Annotated in this window: 21 protein-coding genes; 13 read left to right on the top strand and 8 right to left on the bottom strand. The window is 39.3% G+C overall.

Going from position 1 to position 21694, the window contains the following annotated elements; translation table 11 throughout:
* Window positions 1–10 precede the first annotated feature (10 nt).
* Together AC1EU0_RS09700 and AC1EU0_RS09695 are read right to left on the bottom strand one after the other, a co-directional pair.
* A complete protein-coding gene (locus AC1EU0_RS09700; RefSeq protein ID WP_480302194.1) occupies window positions 11–916 on the bottom strand; it encodes an ABC transporter ATP-binding protein in 906 nt (301 codons plus the stop codon).
* Complete coding sequence (locus tag AC1EU0_RS09695) at window positions 913–1746, bottom strand: ABC transporter permease subunit (RefSeq protein ID WP_480302193.1); 834 nt, start codon at window positions 1744–1746, stop codon at window positions 913–915. Before AC1EU0_RS09695 ends, AC1EU0_RS09700 begins: the two co-directional genes overlap by 4 nt.
* A gap of 181 nt (window positions 1747–1927) precedes the next feature.
* Between AC1EU0_RS09695 and AC1EU0_RS09690 the strand changes: the two genes are divergently transcribed.
* The 3 genes from AC1EU0_RS09690 to AC1EU0_RS09680 all read left to right on the top strand — a co-directional run bounded on the left by AC1EU0_RS09690 (window position 1928) and on the right by AC1EU0_RS09680 (window position 4566).
* Window positions 1928–2725 carry a hypothetical protein gene (locus tag AC1EU0_RS09690; RefSeq protein WP_480302192.1) on the top strand — a complete coding sequence of 266 codons (798 nt, stop codon included), beginning with the start codon at window positions 1928–1930 and terminating at the stop codon, window positions 2723–2725.
* A 243-nt stretch (window positions 2726–2968) separates the two neighbouring features.
* Window positions 2969–3217, top strand: a complete 249-nt coding sequence (locus tag AC1EU0_RS09685) for a hypothetical protein (protein ID WP_480302191.1) — start codon at window positions 2969–2971, stop codon at window positions 3215–3217.
* Between the two features lie 107 nt (window positions 3218–3324).
* A complete protein-coding gene (locus AC1EU0_RS09680) occupies window positions 3325–4566 on the top strand; it encodes an SGNH/GDSL hydrolase family protein (RefSeq protein WP_480302190.1) in 1242 nt (413 codons plus the stop codon).
* A 159-nt stretch (window positions 4567–4725) separates the two neighbouring features.
* Here AC1EU0_RS09680 and AC1EU0_RS09675 read toward each other — a convergent pair whose 3' ends face one another.
* The 3 genes from AC1EU0_RS09675 to AC1EU0_RS09665 form a co-directional block, all read right to left on the bottom strand.
* Window positions 4726–5676: a hypothetical protein gene (locus tag AC1EU0_RS09675; RefSeq protein WP_480302189.1), complete on the bottom strand. Its 951-nt coding sequence runs from the start codon at window positions 5674–5676 to the stop codon at window positions 4726–4728.
* Window positions 5677–5765: 89 nt separating this feature from the next.
* A complete protein-coding gene (locus tag AC1EU0_RS09670) occupies window positions 5766–6314 on the bottom strand; it encodes a DUF1415 domain-containing protein (RefSeq protein WP_480302188.1) in 549 nt (182 codons plus the stop codon).
* Entirely contained in the window at window positions 6311–7174 is an 864-nt protein-coding gene (locus tag AC1EU0_RS09665; protein WP_480302187.1) for a DUF2797 domain-containing protein, read from the bottom strand. Before AC1EU0_RS09665 ends, AC1EU0_RS09670 begins: the two co-directional genes overlap by 4 nt.
* A gap of 123 nt (window positions 7175–7297) precedes the next feature.
* Between AC1EU0_RS09665 and AC1EU0_RS09660 the strand changes: the two genes are divergently transcribed.
* The 7 genes from AC1EU0_RS09660 to phoU all read left to right on the top strand — a co-directional run bounded on the left by AC1EU0_RS09660 (window position 7298) and on the right by phoU (window position 15310).
* Entirely contained in the window at window positions 7298–8185 is an 888-nt protein-coding gene (locus AC1EU0_RS09660; protein WP_480302186.1) for a DMT family transporter, read from the top strand.
* Entirely contained in the window at window positions 8178–8771 is a 594-nt protein-coding gene (locus tag AC1EU0_RS09655) for an HAD-IB family hydrolase (protein WP_480302185.1), read from the top strand. The genes AC1EU0_RS09660 and AC1EU0_RS09655 overlap by 8 nt, the downstream gene beginning before the upstream one ends.
* Window positions 8771–9370, top strand: a complete 600-nt coding sequence (locus AC1EU0_RS09650) for a LysE family translocator (protein ID WP_480302184.1) — start codon at window positions 8771–8773, stop codon at window positions 9368–9370. Before AC1EU0_RS09655 ends, AC1EU0_RS09650 begins: the two co-directional genes overlap by 1 nt.
* 241 nt (window positions 9371–9611) lie before the next feature.
* Window positions 9612–11864: an ABC transporter permease subunit gene (locus tag AC1EU0_RS09645; RefSeq protein ID WP_480302183.1), complete on the top strand. Its 2253-nt coding sequence runs from the start codon at window positions 9612–9614 to the stop codon at window positions 11862–11864.
* Window positions 11865–11932: 68 nt separating this feature from the next.
* Window positions 11933–13585, top strand: a complete 1653-nt coding sequence (pstA, locus tag AC1EU0_RS09640; protein ID WP_480302182.1) for a phosphate ABC transporter permease PstA — start codon at window positions 11933–11935, stop codon at window positions 13583–13585.
* Window positions 13586–13744: 159 nt separating this feature from the next.
* Window positions 13745–14569 carry a phosphate ABC transporter ATP-binding protein PstB gene (pstB, locus tag AC1EU0_RS09635; protein ID WP_480302181.1) on the top strand — a complete coding sequence of 275 codons (825 nt, stop codon included), beginning with the start codon at window positions 13745–13747 and terminating at the stop codon, window positions 14567–14569.
* Window positions 14570–14599: 30 nt separating this feature from the next.
* Window positions 14600–15310, top strand: coding sequence for a phosphate signaling complex protein PhoU (gene phoU / locus AC1EU0_RS09630; protein WP_480302180.1), 711 nt, complete (start codon window positions 14600–14602; stop codon window positions 15308–15310).
* A gap of 43 nt (window positions 15311–15353) precedes the next feature.
* Here the strand turns inward: phoU and AC1EU0_RS09625 are convergent, their stop codons facing one another.
* The 3 genes from AC1EU0_RS09625 to AC1EU0_RS09615 form a co-directional block, all read right to left on the bottom strand.
* Window positions 15354–15593: a hypothetical protein gene (locus tag AC1EU0_RS09625; RefSeq protein WP_480302179.1), complete on the bottom strand. Its 240-nt coding sequence runs from the start codon at window positions 15591–15593 to the stop codon at window positions 15354–15356.
* Window positions 15594–15709: 116 nt separating this feature from the next.
* On the bottom strand, window positions 15710–16978 hold the full coding sequence (locus tag AC1EU0_RS09620) for an IS4 family transposase (RefSeq protein ID WP_480302178.1): 1269 nt from the start codon (window positions 16976–16978) through the stop codon (window positions 15710–15712).
* Window positions 16979–17020: 42 nt separating this feature from the next.
* Entirely contained in the window at window positions 17021–17482 is a 462-nt protein-coding gene (locus AC1EU0_RS09615) for a hypothetical protein (protein ID WP_480302177.1), read from the bottom strand.
* 220 nt (window positions 17483–17702) lie between these two features.
* Between AC1EU0_RS09615 and ydiJ the strand changes: the two genes are divergently transcribed.
* The 3 genes from ydiJ (at window position 17703) to AC1EU0_RS09600 (ending at window position 21626) form a co-directional block, all read left to right on the top strand.
* A complete protein-coding gene (gene ydiJ / locus AC1EU0_RS09610; RefSeq protein ID WP_480302176.1) occupies window positions 17703–20708 on the top strand; it encodes a D-2-hydroxyglutarate dehydrogenase YdiJ in 3006 nt (1001 codons plus the stop codon).
* Between the two features lie 4 nt (window positions 20709–20712).
* Entirely contained in the window at window positions 20713–21144 is a 432-nt protein-coding gene (locus AC1EU0_RS09605) for a DUF1285 domain-containing protein (protein WP_480302175.1), read from the top strand.
* A 65-nt stretch (window positions 21145–21209) separates the two neighbouring features.
* On the top strand, window positions 21210–21626 hold the full coding sequence (locus AC1EU0_RS09600; protein ID WP_480302174.1) for a MarR family winged helix-turn-helix transcriptional regulator: 417 nt from the start codon (window positions 21210–21212) through the stop codon (window positions 21624–21626).
* Window positions 21627–21694 lie beyond the last annotated feature (68 nt).

Genomic DNA, 21694 nt, shown 5'->3' with positions numbered 1-21694 from the left:
AACTTAAATTTCATGAGAATAATGTACTTTCCAATCGCTTACCTTTATAAATGCTTTGGTAGTGCCACTGTTGTTTATGTAAACAAGTCAATAACTGTATTTCAAAATCTAGGCTATGCTCTGAATCATATCGTATAGCCAGTTCATTTGATTGTGTTTGCTCAACAGTGATAACCAGAGGAAGATTTTTGATTCCTTCTACGATTGGCTTTAGGTTTTCTGAACCTTTTAAAGTCAAGGTTAAAAACTCACAAGAGTCAGAATGCTGATGAATAGATAAAGATTGTTGCAAGTGTCCTTTGTCTAAGTACAGAACTTGATCGCACAGTTTTTCTAATTCATCAAGATTATGGGAGCTGATGAGGAACTTACTTTTTACTCTTTGTTCCGAAATTAAAGTACGAATCGTTTTTGCGTTAGAAGGATCAATACCCGCAGTAGGTTCGTCTAATAAAATCAATTCAGGTTCACTAATCAATGATTGAGCAATAGCAACACGTTTAGCCATGCCGTGACTTAATGCCGTCGGTTTTTCCTTCGAAGCGTCATTGAGCTCTACAACTTCTAATACTCTTAAAGCTTCTCGCTTAGCATGAGAAGCACTTAAGCCTTGTAATTGACCGTATTGTGTTAATTGGGCGGCAATTGAGAGGTTGGGATCTAGCAAGCAATCTTGAGGCAGGGCAGACACCTTGCCAATCAATTTATTATTTCCTGGCTTGTGACCTAAAATTTGAATCTGACCAGAGGTAGGTGTCATAAAACCACATATCAATTTAAATAATGTCGTTTTACCCGCGCCATTTGGACCAACCAATGCGGTTGGCAATCCATGTTCAATTTCAAAGCTCACATCATCGAGTGCTTTGTTTGCTCCGTAATGTTTACTGAGTGATTTAGCAATAATTATGCTCATAGCGCACTCCTTTGCATGTAGGTTCTACCCAGTGCCAATAAGATAACCGCTTGGATCAAAGGAATAACAGAATAACTCAGCACACCTGAGTCTTGGGTATTTAGCATGTCAGAAATTTGAATTCCGGGTTTAATAAATTGCAAAAATTCGGTTTGCGGGATGAAGTAGTTGAGCAGAGCAAGCCCTAAACTTGTTATCATCCAAAAAAGAACCGCGTATAAAGTCGCTTGCCTAGCACTATTGGCATGCAGTGATAATAGCGCCATTAATGCGGTGTAAGGCAGTAAGTTAATAATGAGAGCTAATGCTATAAAAACACTAGCAGAAAGAGCGGGTAGTAATAAATCTGCTTCACGATAGATTGCCAGAATTATTGTGGCCAAAAGTGAGATAGCTATCAAAATGCCTTGTATTGCAATTTGTGCCAGAAAGCGTCCAAAAAACAGGCTGTCTCTGTTGGTTCTTAATAATAAAAATCGCAATGTGCCTCTTTGTTTATCAGAAGCAAATTGATCCGCGGTAATGATAATACTGAACATTGGGTATAGGTACAGCGCAATTACCCAGTAAACGGTAAGCTCAGGCACTTGCCAGTTTAGTAATTTTTCGGCTTGGCTCATCTGGGCAAAACCAATAATGAAATCTTTGAAATTAGGGTTATTTAACAGTTCAACTGCACCATGGATAGGATAAATAAGGAGAAAAAGCCAGACCAATGAAAAACAGCTTATGGCAATGATGCCACGACGTTGAAAAAAGAGCTTTTGAACATCAAAAGCTGTGATCAGCAATGTATTTCTTAAGGTGCTCGGCTCGGAAGTTTGAAGCATTCTCATATTCCAATTTTTTTGATTAACTCCACAATACCTGCTGAATACGATTAACCACAAGAGTTTTAACACTTTTTTACAATATGTTACGGCCTCTATCATTATTATGAACAAAGGTTAACCAGCTTTTGGGGGCAACATATTGTATAAAATGAATAAGTTTTAGATAAATTAGAATAGTATGTTCCGACACTACGGAGTTATATCTGCACTGAACCAAGGGGGGAACCCTGTAAGTGTTAACGGTAGTGTAAATGGTCAGCCGCCTCAAGTCTTCAGTCCCACTTATTCTGATGAACGTTCGTTAGGATATCGTCTTCGTACTTATACGTTATCCATACCTTCTTCTAGTTATCGTTTCGTTACTGGTTTTTGGGGGATTTTGAATACATGTAGTACTCCCACGATAAGAGGGACTGACGTGGTTGCAGCTGCAATATCTGTTTCTCAGCTTCCATTAAATAACGATGATGTGATGGTGTTAAATTTTAACGATCGGCATGTGGCGTTACTTTTAAAATTTGAATATAAATTACATTATTTATCATTTGAAGGGAAATTTGAGCCTCATGAGAATAGGTTCTATATCGCATTATATAGAACCAGAGAGTTTAATCAGATAAAACAGCAATTTGATGATCCAATGCAAATGGACTATTTGGCTAATAGTATTTGTCGCTGGGGCTGTGAATTAAAAGACAGTAAGTTCAAAGTGACACTAAGTGGCTTGGATACTAAATTGATGCTAGAAGTATGGGAAAGACATTATAAAGATAATTCTTCATATAGTTTGAGAACAAATAATGGTGCTCATGCAGCGTTGAATTTACTCAAAATTGGCCTCAGGGAGGGGGAAATGGAAGATAGATCAAAACGGCAAAGTTTTCTGCCAAGTATTAGTGTGTTTGAATATGCCTATAAAATGAGAAACGAACAATCCCATTATCGTGCTTCAGAGGGTTGTTCAGGGGTAGTTTGAAACACGCCCTAATTCTTTTAGTGGAGTTTTACGCGGCTGCTATAAATGTTTTTTCATAAATGTTTAATTGCTCACTCATAACACTTCTTCACAAATTTGCTAGCCTGCTCTGTCTACCAAAAATTTTAGGAAACATTTTATGAAAAAAGTCGAGTTGTCAGTTCAGGTTTATTAGCCCTGCTTTTTAGTTTTATTTTCATACCATTAAATGCTTCTGCTGAGACGGTAACGGCTATTTGTTTCATGTCAGGTGCAAATTTATTTGGTAAAGATAATCTGCCCAATATACCAATTAACTGTTATAGCAAGGATGGTGAAAACGATTATGCAACTTTAACTGAAGCACTAAAAGATGGCTGGAAGCCGCTGTCTGTGGGAGTTGGACATGGTGATGCAACAATAAAAAGTTACCTTGGGCAAGGTAGCATTTCAACTTATGATCATAGTGATGTTCAATCTGCAGGGATCATCATGGAAAAGTCTAGCGAATAACGACTCATAAACGTTCCGTCTTATTAATAAATTAATACTCTAAAGCATTGCTTTTCTCCTTGTTACGATATACGTGGTAAATCACTTTATATGTGAGGTGAATTGTGATGTATCTACGTAAATATAAAAGGCTATTTACCATAGCCCTGACTTTGTTTTGTATTCTCGGGATTCAAAACTTGGTAAAGGCTGAGCCCAGAAAAGTTGATAGATTGATCATTCTAGGAGACAGTCTATCCGATGATGGGGGGGACAACTCTACGCTCTATTTGCTAAAAACCGTGAATGGAGAAACTGGAGATGCAGGGATAGATCATATTCAACCTTGGGTTAGAGCTTGGCTGTCAGATCGTATTCCGGGTTATGGTTGGTTCTGTAGCTGGAAGCTTATTCCTTGTCGCACTGTTGAACGAGGGATTTTAAGTGCGGCAATCAGTATTTTAACCGTTTCTAAAGCTGTGCCTGTTCTTCCTGCTAAGCATTATGACAATGGCCGATGGAGTAATGGCCTAGTTTGGCCGGAATACTTGTCAAAACGAATGGGAATACCTACGAGTAACAAGCAAAGATATATCAATGTTTCTCATGCCGGTGGTTGGACGCTATGTCTAACAGATAAAATTATCGGTATTGGGGATTTATTCGGCGATTTAACCAAAGTTGCCAAGGACATGATCAATGGCAGTCTGATTCCACCCTGCTTAGATCTACTTGCTAAGGGAGTGCATTATAAATATGGAGATTACAGGCCAAATGACTTGGCGGTAGTGTTCTTTGGAGGGAATGATTATCTTAATCTTTATCAAGATCCACAACGTGTTGTAAATGTTCAGGCTGAGGTTATTGAACAAGAAATTGCACATGGTGCTAGAAATGTTGCATGGTTGAATATGCCAGATATTTCCTTAACACCTCGCTACAAAACAGGCGGTGCTAAAGATAAAGCTGCAGAAACAAAGCGCTTGATTGATTTAAATAACCAACTTCAGGAAGACAAATATAGAGAGTTAAAAAGGAAGTATGAAAATAAAGGCGTCAAGCTTGTCTTAGTGGATGCTAACGCCATTTTTAAGGGCATTATGGATAATGCTAGCAGCTATGGCTTTAAGGATATTCGTGATCCTTGCTCAAGGATCCCGACACCAGGAATTGATGATACTAATTTAGAAGAAACCAACCCGAGTTTGCGTGCCGCAAATGAAATGGCAACACCTAACGGGCAGATATGCCAACACCCTGAGCAATATATGTTCTGGGATAGTGTGCATCCAACCACAATAACTCACAAAATTATTGCTGACAAAGCTTGTGATATTTTGAAGGAAAATGGGTTTTATTGTAATGGTTGAGTGATCATTAATATTTTTAAGTGGCACTTTAAAATCAGGTGCCGCTTTTAATTGTCTGCTTTATGTCCTTCTAGTCTTTAGTTTCATGCCTCAAATATGTATACGCTGAGAAGTATTGAAGTGCTTCGTCTTGAAGTAACATTAATATACGTATGAAACTTAGGATGGGAAAGTAACTCTGATATCTTCACTATTAGGGGCAACTTGATAAGTGATTTTTACTTCATCTCTTGGAATATCAACCCAGCCTGAGCCAATTTTTAATCCTCTCTGAGGTTTGTTTTTTGTCATTAGTTGTGGGGTTGATGTCAAATAGCATTGATATCCAGTTACTGTAATTTCTCTGTAGCCATGACTTGTCAACTGCTTTGCCACTTCAAGTGCAAACGGTTTACAAAATGGTGTGACAAAAAATTTTCTCCAACGCCAATGACGGCTGCTGTCTCTTGAATACTCAAGTTCAGAAGTCTCCAAGGTGTTTGGAGTGCAATAATCAGCTGAGCCATCGCTTGTTATGTGCCAATTGTTTACTTTCGTTAATCCATGGCAGTCTAATTGAGCAACTAATCTATCTGGTGTGATAAAGGATGAATCATTATATCCACCAACCCATCGTTGCCCAGCGCTACCATTCACCGCTGCAATATAGAGAGTTGAGATATTTTGTAAGTTATCTTCTACTTGTTTTAGGGGGTAGAAAGGGGAGTGCCGGATAATAAAATCAGCAGCATAATCAAAAGCTTCTGTTCTCTGATTATTCTGACTTAAATCAAATTGCTTGTGATTTATTGCTACTAATTGTTGCTCAGGATCAAATTTAGTTTCCCATGAATTCTTAAATCTCTGTATTTGAACATCATCGTCAAACAATACTGGAATTAGAGGTTCATTGTTTAAAAATCGTGAAAGTTGTTCGTTAATAATAGGTACATGATGGATATAACAATCTTGACTTAGAATGCCTGGCATTATCAATACGTCATATTTTTTCTGACTGGTTGATTCTAAAAAATGCTCCTTAAGAGTGGCCGCAGGTATAGCGGCCGAATCACTAAAGTTTAGTGTCAGTTTATTTCCATCAAAAGAACAATGCTGAATAGCTGTTGACACGGAATCAGGCCTTAACTTTTGCTACAAAACTAATCGGAATATAGCAATAATTAGCTGTTTTTCTTCTGACTTCGAGTCATAAGTGCTAACTATATTTTGCAAGATTTTAGTAGCTGAACAAAAAAGTCAGTCCCTTTGCGTTCAGCAAAAGCCATATTTCGCTCAGGAATTGACTCAGGCTCGTTATAATTCTCTAGCGCCTTTTCAATACTCGCTTCTCTGATTATGTGCAATGTCGGATAAGGTGAACGATTCGTGAAGTTAGTTGGCGAATCGAAATCTTCACCTTCAAAGCAATACTCAGGATGAAAGCTCGCTATTTGGTAAGTTCCTTCATAACCTAAATCTTCAATTAAATCTTCGGTTAAGTAAACGGCTTCAAGATAACGATTAAAATCACCAAAACCATTGGCTAAAATCACCAAGCTTGTTTCCGCTTCAGGGTGTTTATCAAGATATTGATACTCTTCAACGAGTTTATCAGCCAGTTTTGCAATTTTAGTTTCATCAATGACTAAATAACGAATCGTGTCGCGCTCAACTTCTTGACGAGCAAAAGGGCAGATATTGAATTTCATGATCACCCGTTTGACCCAATTGTCAGTGTGAGCGATTAATTCTTTATGAAAGTCGATCATACTAAACTCAATTGCTCAGATTCAGATTGTTGCTCAGAAGCCGCAACAGAAACTTCAACCTCGTAAGACGTGAACTTTCTGATATTGATGACTCCAGTATTGAATATCAAATATTGCCCTTTGATGCCGTTTAATGTGCCTGAAACTTCTGGGGTTTTATCAAAGTTATGAGATTTTACTTTAGTGGGAAACTCTGTAACTGGGAAATGAATGGGTTGCGTATTTTCATTTAAGCGCTCAATTTCATATTCGCCATTTTCCATACAAAGTTCATGTAATCGGTTTTCGATTTGTGGGATCAATTCGTCTGCACGGACATTCAAGTCTTGATCTTCAGCATTACCTTTTAGCATGGCTTGCCAATGAGTTTTATCGTTCACTAGTTTGGCTAATTCAACTTCAATTAAGCCAGAAAGTTGTCGAGTCGACACTTTGAAAATAGGTAAGCCTTGGGTGGCACCTTGGTCAATCCAGCGAGTTGGAATTTGGCTATGACGTGTAATGCCTACTTTTAGCCCTGACGTATTAGAAAGGTATACATAGTGCGGTACGAAACAGTGAGTTTGTGCCCAATCAGGTTCGCGACAGGTGCCCTGATCAAAATGACAGGTTTCAGGTTTCATGATACATAAGTCGCAACTGGCGAGTTTTTGAGTACAAACAAAGCAGTGACCTTGGGAATAACTTTTTTTAGTTCGCTTACCACAATTACTACAAAGAATTTTTCCTGTGTGGGTAAGTGTCAGTTTTTGTCCAATCACTGGATTCAAGTGGAGTTGGTTATCTCCAACTCTTAGATGATATTGAACGGTATTCTCTTCATTTAGAGATACCGCCATTTTTGATAAGGTTCCAAACATTGCTTTTTGCTCTTATAGATATTTTAAGAGGATTATATCAGAGGCTTGAATCAATACAGCTTGTAAATTGTATACAATTGGGTAACATTTCTGCTTTCCGAATTTCTTTATAGGTATATCTGGGTGGCTAATCTTCTTTTATTACTTACGGCAGCCTTATGGGGCTTTGGTTTCATTGCTCAAGTTTTAGGCATGGAACACTTAGAGCCTTTTGCATTTAATGGCTATCGATTTATGGTTGGGGCATTGAGCCTGTTACCTTTAATTTATTATTTTCATAAAAAGAAAAAATTGGATGTAGGTGACAAAAAGTCCTTATTCCTTGGTGCCAGCTTAATGGGGCTGTTACTGTTTGCTGGTGCATCACTGCAACAAGTTGGATTGCTTTATACTACAGCAGCTAATGCTGGATTTATCACAGGGCTTTATATTGTAATTGTGCCGATTCTAGGGTTGGCGCTTAAACATAAGACTGGACTCAATACTTGGTTAGGGTGTGGAATAGCACTAATAGGGTTGTACTTTTTAAGTGTGAAAGAGGGGCTCAGTATTGGCTATGGTGATACTCTACAGCTGGTGGGAGCCTTTTTTTGGGCACTGCATATTCTCGTGATTGATCACTTTACCAAGAAAAATTCGGCCTTAGCGTTATCAGTTATACAGTTTTCGATTTGTGGAGTACTTAGTCTGTTAGTTTCTTTGTTTATTGAAACGACAAGTGTTGAAAATATAATTTCAGCATCAGGTGCATTACTTTATGGTGGTTTAGTCTCAGTCGGGATTGCTTATACCCTACAAATTGTTGCTCAAAAGAAAGCGCATCCAGCGCATGCTTCAATTATTTTAAGTTTAGAAGCAGTTTTCGCCGCTTTAGGTGGAATGTGGCTATTAGATCAAATGCTGACTGAGAAAGAATTATTTGGTTGTGGCTTGATGTTGGCGGGAATGATCATTTCTCAAGTATCAATTCGAAGTTTATTGCAGCCTAGGGTTCAAAAAAATCATGCCTAATATAGCGTTATTTGACTTTGATGGCACCATTACCGATAAAGATATGTTTTCTCCATTTTTAACCTTTGCTGCAAGCAAAAAGAGGAAAATTATCGGTAATATTGTCATCTTACCTTTCTATTTACTCTATAAAGCAGGAATAATACCGACTTATATAATGCGTCCTATCGCGAGTTTTGTTGCTTTTAGCTATAGAAATCAGCATGAGCTAGAACACTTTGGTGTTGATTATGCCAAGCAGGTAATTCCTGACTGTGTGATGAAACGAGCAAAGGAACAACTGGATTGGCATAAAGCAAATGGCGATGTCATTGTGGTGGTTTCAGCCTCATTGGACCTCTATCTAAAGCCTTGGTGTAAAGCGAATGGATTTCAACTACTTTGCAGTGAGCTGAGCATGAATAATAATCAGTGTTCTGGCCTCTACATAAATGGTGATTGTAGTGGAAATCAAAAGGCAATCAGAGTGAATCAAGCGTTTAAGCTAGCTGATTTTGATCGTATTTATGCCTATGGTGATACACAAGAGGATAGAGAGTTGTTAAGTTTGGCTGACGAAGCTTATTTGAACTGGAAGAAGCTGTAATGGAACATTTGTTGGCCATTATTTTGTTTGCTGTTTCAACGTCGGTAACACCGGGGCCTAATAACTTAATGATCATGACCTCAGCCATGAATTATGGAATTAAACGCAGCTTACCGCATTTCTTGGGTATTTGTGTTGGCTTTCCTATCATGGTTATTGGAGTAGGGTTAGGGTTTGATGCACTGTTTAAACTCTTTCCAATACTGCATGATATTATTAAAATTTTAGGTATTCTGTATTTACTTTATCTTGCTTGGAAAATTGCCAACACACCAACGAGCAAGTTAGAAGTTGAGTCAGCAAAACCACTTTCTTTTATTCAAGCGGCAATATTTCAATGGCTTAATCCTAAAGCATTGATCATGGCTACAGGCGCTATAGCCACTTATAGTAGTGTATCGACGAATTTATTGCTCCAAGTTTGCATCATTGCACTAGTCTTTTTCGCATCTGCGTTCCCTTGCGTTGGAGTGTGGTTAGTAGCTGGTGCAAAACTAAAGCGGTTTTTAACGAATGAAAAACAACAAAAACGATTTAATCAAAGCATGGCTGTCTTACTAGTCATTTCTATCATCCCCGTATTTTTTGAATATTTGTAGCTGAAAAATAATTTTTATTTATGTGTGAATTGAAAATGTACAATATTGTTCCTATACGCATTTATTGAATATTCTCTAGTTCAGATGCTAGTTACTCTCAATACATCACAATAAATACAATGGATACAGTACGTTTGTAATATATCTGTCATCTTTAAGTCATAAAATTCCCACGGTGAAAAAAGGACAAGTGAATTCGAGATTTTCTCGGTTCACTCAGAAATAAAAATAGAGGTTCTTAATGGAAAGTCAGGTCACTCCACCTGATTCTAATTCGCTGTTATTACACGGCGGTACGAGTCGACGAACAATCAAAGATAAAGCAACAAAAATCGGTGTATCTATTGGCGGTACCATGGTTTTTGTTGCTCTGTTACTTATCTTTTTCTATCTGCTGTATGTGATCAAACCTGTGTTTGATAGCGCTACCATGACTCAAGTGAATACCATCGATGAAATAAGTGATAAAGGCACAAGTTTGATGGTGGGTAGCGATGAGCAAAATGAAGTCGTTTATCGTGTTACCCAAGCTGGTGACGTGCAGTTTTATGATGCAGCTTCTGGCAAGCAAGTTTTAGATTTTAAGCCAAGCTTACCAGCCGGAGTATCGGTAGTAAGTAGTAGTCGCTCAATGCCTGATCAACAAATGTTTGCTTTAGGCTTAAGCAACGGTGAAGCGTTATTACTTTCCATTAAATTTGGCGTTTCATACCCAAATAATGTTCGCACTATTACACCTGAAGTTTCTTATCCAGCTGGCGAAGCGCCACTTGTAGTGAGTGAGTCCGGTGAACCAATTGAGCATATTGCGTTTGCTTATAACTCAAGCAAAATTTCAATTTTATTTCAAAATGCAGAAAAGCAGTTTGTTTTGAAACGCTTCGAAGGTGAAGAAAACATGATCACCGAAGAAGTGGAGTGGGTTGCAGAAGAAGCAAAATTAGAAGATACACCAAGACATATCTCTAAAGCACTCATTACACCTTATCAACGTCAGCTAATGTTGATGTCTGACGATAAGGTGTTTATTTACAATATTCGCTACATGGACGAAACCAGTTTATTTCAAGTTATCAACTTAGAACGAGCTAATAACCATGTTACCGATATTCAACTTTTATCTGGTGCAAGTTCAATCATGGTGTCGTATGACTCTGGTGATGTTGAACAGTATTTTCAAGTTGCGAGTGAAAAAGGGCGTTTATATCAGCGCATCCGCAGCTTCGATAACATTCCACCAGTATCGAGTATGACGACTGAATTTTTCCGTAAAAGCTTTGTCGTTGGCAGCCCTGATGGAAACTTAACGCTTTTGTATACCACCAGTCACCGTGAATTACTGAGCGAATCATTCAATATTGGTAAAACTCAAACTATGGGTTTCAACCCTCGCTCAGACGGTTTAGTTGTAGAAGCAGGTGGTAAGTTACATGTATTCAAAGTGAATAACCCTCATCCAGAAGTGTCTTGGAGCGCACTGTGGGACAAAGTCTGGTACGAAGGTTATCCTGAACCAAAATTTGTTTGGCAATCAACGTCTGGATCAGATGATTTTGAAGCTAAATTAAGTTTGATGCCTCTTGCTTTTGGAACCATGAAAGCGGCGTTCTATGCCATGTTGTTTGCAGTACCAATTGCGATTGCGGGTGCTATTTATACTGCCTATTTCATGTCTTCAAAAATTCGTGGAGTGGTGAAACCAACCATTGAGATTATGGAAGCACTACCAACGGTAATTCTTGGTTTCTTAGCGGGTCTTTGGTTAGCACCTTTGTTTGAAGAAAACCTACCGGGGATTGTCATATTACTGGTGTTGCTCCCAACCTCAGTGCTGGTATCTGCATTTGGTTGGAGCAAATTACCACAAAAATGGAAAAACCGTTTACCAGAAACCTATCAAGAATTAATGCTCATCCCTGTGATCTGTTTTGTAGGTTGGTTCTCATTTGCGATCAGTCCATCAATTGAGATTGCACTTTTTGGTGGTGACATGCGTTCATACATCACTAATGATTTAGGCATTCCTTTCGACCAACGTAATGCCATGGTTGTCGGTATCGCAATGGGCTTTGCGGTTATTCCTACTATTTTCTCGATTGCAGAAGATGCGATTTTCTCAGTACCTCGTCACTTATCAAACGGTAGTTTGGCGCTTGGTGCAACCCAATGGCAAACCTTAACGCGTGTTGTATTGCTGACGGCAAGTCCAGGTATCTTCTCAGCAGTAATGATGGGCTTAGGCCGTGCTGTTGGTGAAACCATGATTGTACTTATGGCAACAGGTAATACTGCAATTATGGACTGGAGTGTCTTTGAGGGTATGCGTACTTTGGCTGCCAATATTGCTGTTGAGATGCCTGAGTCGGCGATTGGTAGTTCTCACTATCGAGTGTTGTTCCTCGCTGCATTTGTTCTGTTCGTATTTACTTTCTTCTTCAACACCATTGCAGAAGTCGTTAGACAGCGTTTACGCGATAAATATAGCTCGCTATAAGAATCAAAAGGACAAAATAACAATGCGATTTTATATGAATTTTCGAAAGAGCTTGAGAGGTTCGCGTAATGGGTAAGTGGTTTAAATCTGGCTCTCCTTGGATTTGGATGACTGGTGGAGCCGTCAGCTTAAGCTTGATTGCGGTATTAGGATTATTGCTGATGATCGCATGGCGTGGTCTGAGCTTTTTCTGGGTGGGTGATGTATATCAGTGGGAGCTTAAAGATCAGCACGGCAAAGAATCTACTTTGATTGGTGAGGTTTATGACCGCGAAGACGTCCCAACGGAGCGTTTAGAGTCGGCAGGGCATAAATTCTCTACCCACCCAGGCGAAACGGTAACTCGTTACCTAATCAAAACCGGTAACCGTGAACGTGTTAGTTTAGATTTCCGCTGGGTTTTAGAAACAGACATCATCAGCCGTTCAAAGCCAAAAGATATCGTGGTACTTGAGCGTACTAAAAACGGTAATTTCTATGGTTTTCCTGTTGCTGTTGTTGAAGACGGTAAAGAAATAAAAAACGGTGACTTACGCAGTAAATTAGATCAATTGATTGATCGTGCAGTTGAATTATCCGATGAAGCTCATGCGTTGCAAAAAGGTGAAATTGGTCGCATCAACTATGATCTTGAAAACTTACGTCTCAAAAGCCGTAAGTATGAACTACAAGGGAAGTTAACCGATGCAAGAAAGCAAGAAATTGCGGATGCACGTAAAAAACTTAACTTAGAGTACCAAGAGCTTGAAAAGACCTTTTTCAGCCTTCGCACAAAAGCAAGCAGAGACGCTTTATTAGTGCGTGATATGACTGGTGAAGTGTTACGTTTACCAATGAACACCATTTTAGATGCGACTTACGTCAATGACATGGGCTTCTTTGCCAAGTTGGGTCATTGGTTTGTTGGTGTGGGCAAATTCATTTCAAGTGACCCTCGTGAAGCCAACACTGAAGGTGGTGTATTCCCAGCGATTTTCGGTACCGTATTTATGGTACTGCTAATGGCGGTTATCGTGACACCATTTGGGGTGATCGCTGCAATCTATCTACATGAATATGCGAAAAAAGGGCCAATTACTCGCATGATCCGCATTGCGGTCATTAACTTAGCGGGTGTTCCATCCATTGTTTACGGGGTATTTGGTTTAGGTTTCTTCGTTTACATGGTCGGTGGCTCAATTGACCAACTGTTCTACCCTGAAGCATTACCATCACCGACATTTGGTTCACCGGGTGTGATTTGGTCAGCACTGACCTTAGCTATTTTAACGCTACCAGTCGTGATTGTTTCGACTGAAGAAGGATTAAGCCGAATTCCTAGCTCTGTTCGCCAAGGCAGTTTAGCGCTTGGTGCCACCAAAGCAGAAACTCTGTGGCGCATTGTTATCCCTATGGCAAGCCCTGCGATTATGACAGGTCTTATTTTAGCGGTAGCTCGTGCAGCAGGTGAAGTTGCACCACTGATGCTAGTTGGGGTGGTAAAATTAGCACCAACGTTACCTCTTGATATGAACTTCCCGTTTGTTCACTTAGATCGCAAATTCATGCACCTAGGTTTCCATATTTATGATGTTGGTTTCCAAAGCCCGAACGTTGAAGCAGCACGACCTTTGGTATACGCAACGTCATTTTTGCTTGTAAGCGTTATCGTTGCTCTTAACTTAACGGCGATTAGTGTTCGTAACCACTTGCGTGAAAAATATCGTTCACTTGAGCACTAAGTAAGCTTCGTCATTGCCGCGAAGCCGGTAATCTAGCGTTTTTTAAGTCGCTGGATGCCAGATAGCAACATTCGGGCATGACGGGAATAAAATTTTACGATGGCTGACAATGATGTCAGCCACGAATAACAGATTTACCTGATGTGATTAGGAAAGAATATGATTTCAATTGACCCAAATAAGACCAAAACGGATGCAGACAAATTAGATTTAGCTAACTTACCTGACTCTGAAACTGCGCTTGAAATTCGTGGTTTGAATTTGAGTTATGGTGACAAGCAGGCTCTATTTGATATCGGTATGAAAATCCCGAAAAAACAAGTGACCGCTTTCATTGGACCAAGTGGTTGCGGTAAATCCACTTTGTTACGTTGTATTAATCGCATGAACGATTTAGTTGATTCTTGTAATATTGATGGTGAAATACTATTGCACGGTCAAAATATTTACGACAAAGCGGTTGATGTGGCAGCGTTACGTCGAAATGTTGGTATGGTATTCCAGCGTCCAAACCCATTCCCTAAGTCGATTTATGAAAACGTAGTTTACGGCTTACGTCTGCAAGGTGAAAATAATCGCCGTGTGCTTGATGAAGCCTGTGAGCGTTCATTACGTGGTGCTGCAATTTGGGATGAAGTGAAAGATCGCCTACATGATAACGCTTTTGGTCTATCGGGTGGTCAGCAACAACGTTTGGTTATTGCACGAGCGATCGCGATTGAGCCTGAAGTTTTACTGCTTGATGAGCCAACATCGGCACTTGATCCAATTTCCACATTGACTATTGAAGAACTGATCACTGAGCTAAAATCTAAGTATACGGTAGTGATTGTAACCCATAACATGCAACAGGCGGCGCGTGTATCAGACCAAACCGCATTTATGTACATGGGTGAACTGATTGAGTATGCTGATACCAATACTATATTTACTACGCCACAAAAGAAGAAAACCGAAGACTACATTACTGGTCGCTACGGTTAATACTGGATACGGATAAAAGAGAGATTCAAAATGGAAAACATTAGCTTAAACAAGCATATATCTGGTCAGTTCAATGCTGAACTAGGTGATATCCGTAACCGCGTATTAGCCATGGGAGGTTTAGTAGAACGTCAGCTAGAACAAGCGCTTGATGCACTAGCAACACTCGATGCAGAGCTTGCCTCTAAAGTCATCGAAGGTGACCATAAAGTCAACGGCATGGAAGTGTCTATTGATGAAGAATGCACTCGCATCATCGCAAAACGTCAGCCAGCGGCTAGTGACTTGCGTTTGATTATTGCAATTTCAAAAACCATTGCCGATCTTGAACGTATCGGTGATGCAACCGTTCGTATTGCAAAAGCGGCACTAGAAAAGCGTAAAAAGAACCAACAACCATTACTAGTAAGCATTGAAAGCATGGGGCGTCATGCCACTCATACGCTTCATCAAACTCTAGACGCGTTAGCCCGTATGGATGCCGATGCGGCATTTGAAATTCATAAATCAGATGCCAAGTTAGATAAAGAATACGAAGGTATTATCCGTCAATTAATGACTTATATGATGGAAGACCCTCGCTCAATCCCAGGTGTTCTTGACGTTTTATGGGCAGCTCGTGCAGTAGAGCGTGTTGGTGACCGTTGTAAGAATATCTGTGAATACATTATTTACTACGTGAAAGGTAAGGATGTTCGCCATACTTCATATGAAGATATGGAGAAAGATTTACAAGAGTAAGTTTTTCCAAAAGATATAATTAAAGCCCTGCATTAGTAGGGCTTTAATACTTTGAGCTAGTTCCTATGCAAAGCTCTGTTCGTTTTGGCGTTTGCAATTCTATTTGCTTTTTCAGTTCCTCTTTTATTTTTTTTACAGATTCTTGGCTTTTATTCAGCTTTTTTATTAACTCTTTATTCTCTTGTGATTTCAATTTATTCTTAAAACGCTCAGCCTCAAGTTCTAGTTTTAAACTTGCTAATTCTCTTGCCATTTTTTGACGTTGCGTTCGCTCAAATTCCACAGTATCTTCAAGTTGACTATTTCGTTGCTCTAGTAACTCTCTGTTTCTAAAGAGCAAAGATATGGCTTTGCTGTCTTTTTCGATTAGTTCCTTATGTGCTGTTCATAGACTGAACCTTAAGAATTAAAGTGGGCGTAAATATTGTCTAACTTACTATAACCTTTAGACTTTTTCTGCTGGCTGGTAACGGCATTATTCTGGAGATAAATATACGCCCACTCAACTCGTTCTTTTAGTGCAATATACTCCCTGTCTGCGACCGCTTGAAGTATTGGAATAAACCAAACATCTACGTTCATTGAGGCTTTGAACATTGAGATGGCATTTACCGCTTGAGTGGCTATTGCTCTTTTTATAATAAGCGTGAGTAAACTCGCCCAAATCAACCCTTCTACTATTGGCTTTTTCTGAGTATTAAACTTCCTCAGGTTATTGTGAGATTTCAGCTCCTTAAACAGCAGCTCAACTTGCCAACGTACACGGTAAAGCATGGTAACTTCATCTGCGCTAAATTCGGAGCGAGGCAAGTTCGTTAACCAAAGTACAAATTTTTGCTCTGATGCGACCCATCGTCGGATTAGGCGACATTTGTATTTACCCCACTCAACATCGAAATCCATAACTTTCTGGCTATTTTGTTTTTGCGAAACGTCCTTAAGCTTCTTACCTATAGGGCGCTTTAGCTCTTTACCATTGCCGTTGTAAGCTTTGGTAATCGTTGGGTTTAAACTACTTTTCCCTTTTACAATAAAGCTCGCATCATTTGTATCTAGTTCTGCAAAGTAAGGTGTATTCACATAACCAGAGTCAGCGAGAAATAAACAACTTCTTAGGGTGGATGCTGCTGGTAAGTAATCGTGTTCTGAAACTGAGTCAGCATCAATATCCATGTGAATTATTTTGCGTTCAAACAATGACAAACTGACGTGACACTCAATAGCCGCTGGCGCATGTTTGGTAAAACGTCCTTTAAAATCCGTAGCTAATTCCGGGTGAACTGTGAGCGATGAACCATCATGCAAAATAACCTGTTTAAATTGCTTTAGCCTCTCAGGAATTTCTTGTTCTTGTGGCAATAAAGTTGCCAAAGCTTGTTTTGTTATTTGCTTGATAAACTTTGGAAACTCTTTCTTAGCTAACTGATTATGAAACGGTTTATAGGCAACAAATTCATCTTCAGATAGTCTCATACCATTAAACTGTCTAACGATTTCATTAATCGAAGCAATGTTACTCTTGCTCAAAGCTGCGACGAGGCTGGTAACAAACTCAAGTGGCTTTATAGCTCGAATCCGTTTCATAAAACCTGTACTTTTCGCTTGAGCATCTAGGTTTGATGAAATAAAGAGTTTGGTAATTTGTTGCTTTACTGAAATAATACTCATCGGCTTCTGAGTAATCTGTTTGTTTTTGGCGAAATGATTTGATCACGAATGAAGCCTTTTTTCTATCTTTTTTATCATCTTATGCTTAAGATCCTGTCTATGATGTGCTGTTAGATGTTTAGCTTTAAAGTCAGGCAGACTAATTTTCATTAACTGCTGTAATTGAGTTTTGAAAGTCATCGCCGCTGAAGGCTTGATTTTAGTTAAAACTCTTTCTATTGAGACAAAGCTAGCTCCTCTTAAGTCGAGGTATTCAGCAATAATTTGCTTCATCATTTCTATGTTTGAGTTGCTGTGTACTTCACCTGGAGATAGCAAAATGTCTACTTTAGGTACTAATTCTGATGAAAATACCCTGTATTGATCGCTAAACTCTTGAAATAGCAGCTCCCAGTGCTTAGGGTTTTCTCTTAGAAAGTGCAGTCTAGTATCAATTTCGCCTGTTTCGCATTGTGCAGATAATAACTCTACTGTAACTTGATTTGAGGATGATGATACGGCCATATTAGCCCATAGAAGCTTTCGTTCATTCTGTGGTGTAAAAGTAATTTATCAAAACTTACGCCACTTGTTTTTGTTCATAAATCAAAATTAATGCATTTCTGCAACCATTACTAAGTAAAACATGACGGTTAAGGCAAACAAGGTTTCCATCTTTATAGCCTGATTTTCTATAACAATATCAGGTATAATTCAGAGATAACCAAGATTAAAAGTTTGAGCCATGTTACCCCAGCTTAGCCATAACCAAACGATTGAACCTGTTTACCTTTCTTATCTCGATGCACTTGAGCGCAGTATCTTTTCTGGTGATATTGATAAAAGGTATAACACTCGTGTTGTCCAAGCGACGGACAATTCTGTTTATCAATTTATTCCTCAAGCTGTCATTTACCCCAAAAATCAGCATGATGTTCAAGTTGCACTCAAATTAGCTAACGATGAACAATACAAACAAGTAACGTTTAGCCCTAGAGGTGGAGGTACAGGTACCAATGGGCAGTCGTTAACCCACGGTATTATTATTGATCTATCACGTTATTTTAATAAGGTACTAGAAGTTAATGCTGAAGAAGGTTGGGTAAAAGTACAAACAGGCGTGGTGAAAGATGCTTTAAATGATGCATTGCGTCCTCATGGTTTCTTTTTTAGTCCAGACTTATCAACGTCTAATCGAGCTACAATCGGTGGCATGATTAATACTGATGCATCAGGTGCAGGCTCTTTAGTATACGGAAAAACCTCTGATCACGTTTTAGGCTTATCCAGCGTATTACTTGATGGTAGCGTATTAAAAACGTCTCCAATCGATGTGAATCAAGTAGAAGAACAGCCTAGCTTTATTGCTAATATCGCTAAATTGTGTCAATACAATCGTGCATTGATCCTAGAGCGATTTCCAGATTTAAACCGTTTTCTTACTGGTTACGATTTAAAGCATATTTGGAATGACGATTTTACTCAGTTTGACTTATCTCGCATTCTGACGGGGTCTGAAGGCACTCTGTCAATCATCACTGAAGCCAAGCTCAACATTACGCCACTGCCGAAAAAACGTTTGATGGTAAACATCAAGTATGATTCTTTTGAATCGGCATTGCGTCATGCACCTGATCTAGTAAAAGCTCATGCGACGGTAGTAGAAACCATTGATTCTAAAGTGCTGAACTTAGCTAAAGAAGATATCATTTGGCATTCGGTTTCAGATTTAATTGCTGATGTACCGAATAAAGAAATTGATGGCTTGAACATGGTTGAATTTGCCGGTGAGCCAGAAGAAGTGATGCAAAGGTTGGAGCATTTAAAAGTTCGATTAGATGCTCAAATAGCCGAACAGCAAGCTGGGGTGTTGGATTATCAGTTTACAGATGATGTTGGCAGTATTAGTAAAATCTATGCCATGCGTAAAAAAGCAGTTGGCTTATTAGGTGCGACAAAAGGTAAGCGTAAACCGTTAGCATTTGCCGAAGATACGGCTGTTCCGCCTGAAAACCTTGCTGACTTTATTATGGAGTTTCGAGCGTTACTAGATAGTCATAAATTAAATTACGGTATGTTTGGTCATGTAGATGCTGGTGTACTTCACGTTCGTCCTGCGTTAGATATGTGTGATCGGAATGACGAAAAGCTTTTGAAAGTGGTTTCAGATGAAGTGGCAGCCCTAACCATGAAATATGGTGGTTTGATGTGGGGCGAGCACGGAAAAGGAGTTCGAGGAGAATACGCGCCGGCTGTGTTCGGTGAAGAGCTCTATAAAATTCAGTGTCAAATTAAACAAGCCTTTGATCCAGATAATCGTTTAAATCCGGGTAAATTATTTTCTCCTGATGCTTCTGAATTGAAATATAACGTTGATAGTGAAAAGCGTGGGACATTCGATAGACAAATCCCTGTTAATGTCAGAGAAGCTTTTCCTGATGTCATGAACTGTAATGGCAACGGCCTTTGCTTTAATTACAGTCCTCAATCGCCTATGTGCCCATCATTCAAAGCCACTGGTGATAGAATTCATTCACCGAAGGGTAGAACTGGTGTAATGCGTGAATGGTTGAGACTGTTATCTAAGAATGGGGTTGATGTAAATCAGCTTGCAGCTGAAAAGTCTCAAGGTGTGGTTTCACGAACGTTAAATACCCTTAAATCAAAAAGCCAGTACGATTTTTCGCAAGAGGTGATGGAGTCGCTACAAGGTTGTTTGGCTTGTAAAGCGTGTTCAAGTCAATGCCCTGTAAAAGTGGATGTACCCAAGTTCCGAGCTCAGTTTTTCGATATTTATTACAAACGCTATCTTCGTCCTGCAACTGATTATTTGGTAGCAGGAATAGAGCAAAGTTTACCCATGATGGCAAAAGTGCCAAGGCTAATGAATGTATTGTCACAAAACAGCTTTAGCCAGTGGGTTATGAAAAAGACCTTAGGTTACGTAGATGCGCCAGCTCTTTCAGTACCAACGCTAGATACACATCTTAAGCACCATGACGCAACTTGTTACGATCTGGCCAAGTTGCAAGCCATTCCAGAGTTTGAACGTGCAAACTATGTGTTAATTGTTCAAGACCCTTTTAACAGCTTTTATGATGCTCAGTTAGTGGTTAAGCTGATTAAGTTGATTGAACAACTAGGGTTACGCCCAGTGTTATTGCCGTATAAACCTAACGGCAAGCCCATTCATATCAAAGGCTTCCTGCAACGTTTTGCCGCGGTTGCCCAAGACAGTGCAGACTTTTTAACTCAAGTCGCAAAGCTCAAGATGCCAATGATTGGCTTAGATCCAGCTTTGGTGCTTTGTTACCGAGACGAGTACCGAGAAATTCTCGGTGAAAATTGCGGTGAGTTTGATGTATTGTTAGTGAACGAGTGGCTTTCAACTTTGAGTATTGATGGCATAAAAACAACTTCATCACAACAATTTACTCTGATGAACCATTGTACCGAAGCGACAGCCAGACCAAACTCGGGTAACGAGTGGAAGCAAATATTCAATAAGTTTGGATTAGAGCTTGAAGTAAAAAACTTAGGCTGTTGTGGTATGGCTGGAACTTATGGCCATGAGCAAAAAAATCTACAGAGAAGTAAAAAGCTTTATGACTTGTCATGGAAAGATGTGATTGAGGTTCAGCAACCACAGCAGGTATTGGTGACAGGTTTTTCTTGCCGTAGCCAAGTTAAGCGTTTTGCAGGCTTTAGAAGTCAACATCCAATCGAAGTTTTGCTTGAACAACTAGAGTGAAATTATGAATAAAGACAATACCGCTGAAGCGGCGCTTCGTAAGATGTCGTCACAAGTTGAGCTTTGTAGTGAAGAAGTGTTATTTAACATTGACTCTCAAGGTCAATGGTTTTATCAAAATTCTCCGCTCCCGCCTAAGTTTTCTCGCTTGTTCAGCGGTATTTTAAAGCATATTGATCATGAGTATTTTCTTATGACTCCTGTAGAAAAAGTTCGTGTGGAAGTGGCTACTGAACCATTCAAACTAGTAGATTATCAATTGGGTAGCGACGGCTCTGTGAACGTGACAACCTCAATTGGAACTGAACTTCACATAGAAAGCGTTAAAATGTTCAACATTTTAGACGATAAAATTACTTGTGAATTACCCAATGGACTCAATGCAAGCTTAAACAGAGCTTGCTACTACCGATATATTGAAGAATTTTTAGCCTAAAAGGATTAACAAACTTAAAATAATTCAGTAGAGTGGTCTTATCGTTGGTGGTAAGGATACTGAATATGCAAAGACAACAAAGTCTGGGTTATTTAATCTCTCACTTTAATGTTGAGCTTCAAAGACAGATGGATATGAAGCTTAAACGCTATCAACTCGATCTAAAATACTGGCCAGTATTATTTGCATTATGGGAAAAAGAAGGAATTACTCAAACTGAGTTATCCCATCGCTGTGATGTGGCTAATTACACCATGACACGTTTTTTGGATGTCTTGCAAGAGCTAGGATATATTTACCGCCACCAAGAACAAGATAATCGCCGCGCTTTTCATGTTTTCTTAACTGATGATGCCAAAGCACTTAAACAGGATGTATGTACCGAACTTGAGCGTATGTATGATGAAATGCTTTCTGGTTTGAGTTCTGTTGAACGGGAATCATTTTATCAAATCCTTAGAAAAGTAAATCGTTTGGAGTAGTTTTCTTATGAAAGTAGTTCCAATGTCTAATTCAAGTCTTAAATGGTTCGTCATTGATCATCAATTAT

It is taken from the genome of Parashewanella sp. 2210YD4-3 (genome assembly GCF_056591735.1).
The sequence above is the reverse complement of the archived record's forward strand: the minus strand, read 5'-3'. Positions and strand labels throughout refer to the sequence as shown.

Excerpts from the sequence above, each read along its gene's own strand:
- AC1EU0_RS09700 (WP_480302194.1), bottom strand. The coding sequence starts at position 916 with ATGAGCATAATTATTGCTAAATCACTCAGTAAACATTACGGAGCAAAC.
- AC1EU0_RS09695 (WP_480302193.1), bottom strand. The coding sequence starts at position 1,746 with ATGCTTCAAACTTCCGAGCCGAGCACCTTAAGAAATACATTGCTGATC.
- AC1EU0_RS09690 (WP_480302192.1), top strand. The coding sequence starts at position 1,928 with ATGTTCCGACACTACGGAGTTATATCTGCACTGAACCAAGGGGGGAAC.
- AC1EU0_RS09685 (WP_480302191.1), top strand. The coding sequence starts at position 2,969 with ATGTCAGGTGCAAATTTATTTGGTAAAGATAATCTGCCCAATATACCA.
- AC1EU0_RS09680 (WP_480302190.1), top strand. The coding sequence starts at position 3,325 with ATGTATCTACGTAAATATAAAAGGCTATTTACCATAGCCCTGACTTTG.
- AC1EU0_RS09670 (WP_480302188.1), bottom strand. The coding sequence starts at position 6,314 with ATGATCGACTTTCATAAAGAATTAATCGCTCACACTGACAATTGGGTC.
- AC1EU0_RS09665 (WP_480302187.1), bottom strand. The coding sequence starts at position 7,174 with ATGTTTGGAACCTTATCAAAAATGGCGGTATCTCTAAATGAAGAGAAT.
- AC1EU0_RS09655 (WP_480302185.1), top strand. The coding sequence starts at position 8,178 with ATGCCTAATATAGCGTTATTTGACTTTGATGGCACCATTACCGATAAA.
- AC1EU0_RS09650 (WP_480302184.1), top strand. The coding sequence starts at position 8,771 with ATGGAACATTTGTTGGCCATTATTTTGTTTGCTGTTTCAACGTCGGTA.
- AC1EU0_RS09645 (WP_480302183.1), top strand. The coding sequence starts at position 9,612 with ATGGAAAGTCAGGTCACTCCACCTGATTCTAATTCGCTGTTATTACAC.
- pstA (WP_480302182.1), top strand. The coding sequence starts at position 11,933 with ATGGGTAAGTGGTTTAAATCTGGCTCTCCTTGGATTTGGATGACTGGT.
- pstB (WP_480302181.1), top strand. The coding sequence starts at position 13,745 with ATGATTTCAATTGACCCAAATAAGACCAAAACGGATGCAGACAAATTA.
- phoU (WP_480302180.1), top strand. The coding sequence starts at position 14,600 with ATGGAAAACATTAGCTTAAACAAGCATATATCTGGTCAGTTCAATGCT.
- AC1EU0_RS09620 (WP_480302178.1), bottom strand. The coding sequence starts at position 16,978 with ATGAGTATTATTTCAGTAAAGCAACAAATTACCAAACTCTTTATTTCA.
- AC1EU0_RS09615 (WP_480302177.1), bottom strand. The coding sequence starts at position 17,482 with ATGGCCGTATCATCATCCTCAAATCAAGTTACAGTAGAGTTATTATCT.
- ydiJ (WP_480302176.1), top strand. The coding sequence starts at position 17,703 with ATGTTACCCCAGCTTAGCCATAACCAAACGATTGAACCTGTTTACCTT.
- AC1EU0_RS09605 (WP_480302175.1), top strand. The coding sequence starts at position 20,713 with ATGAATAAAGACAATACCGCTGAAGCGGCGCTTCGTAAGATGTCGTCA.
- AC1EU0_RS09600 (WP_480302174.1), top strand. The coding sequence starts at position 21,210 with ATGCAAAGACAACAAAGTCTGGGTTATTTAATCTCTCACTTTAATGTT.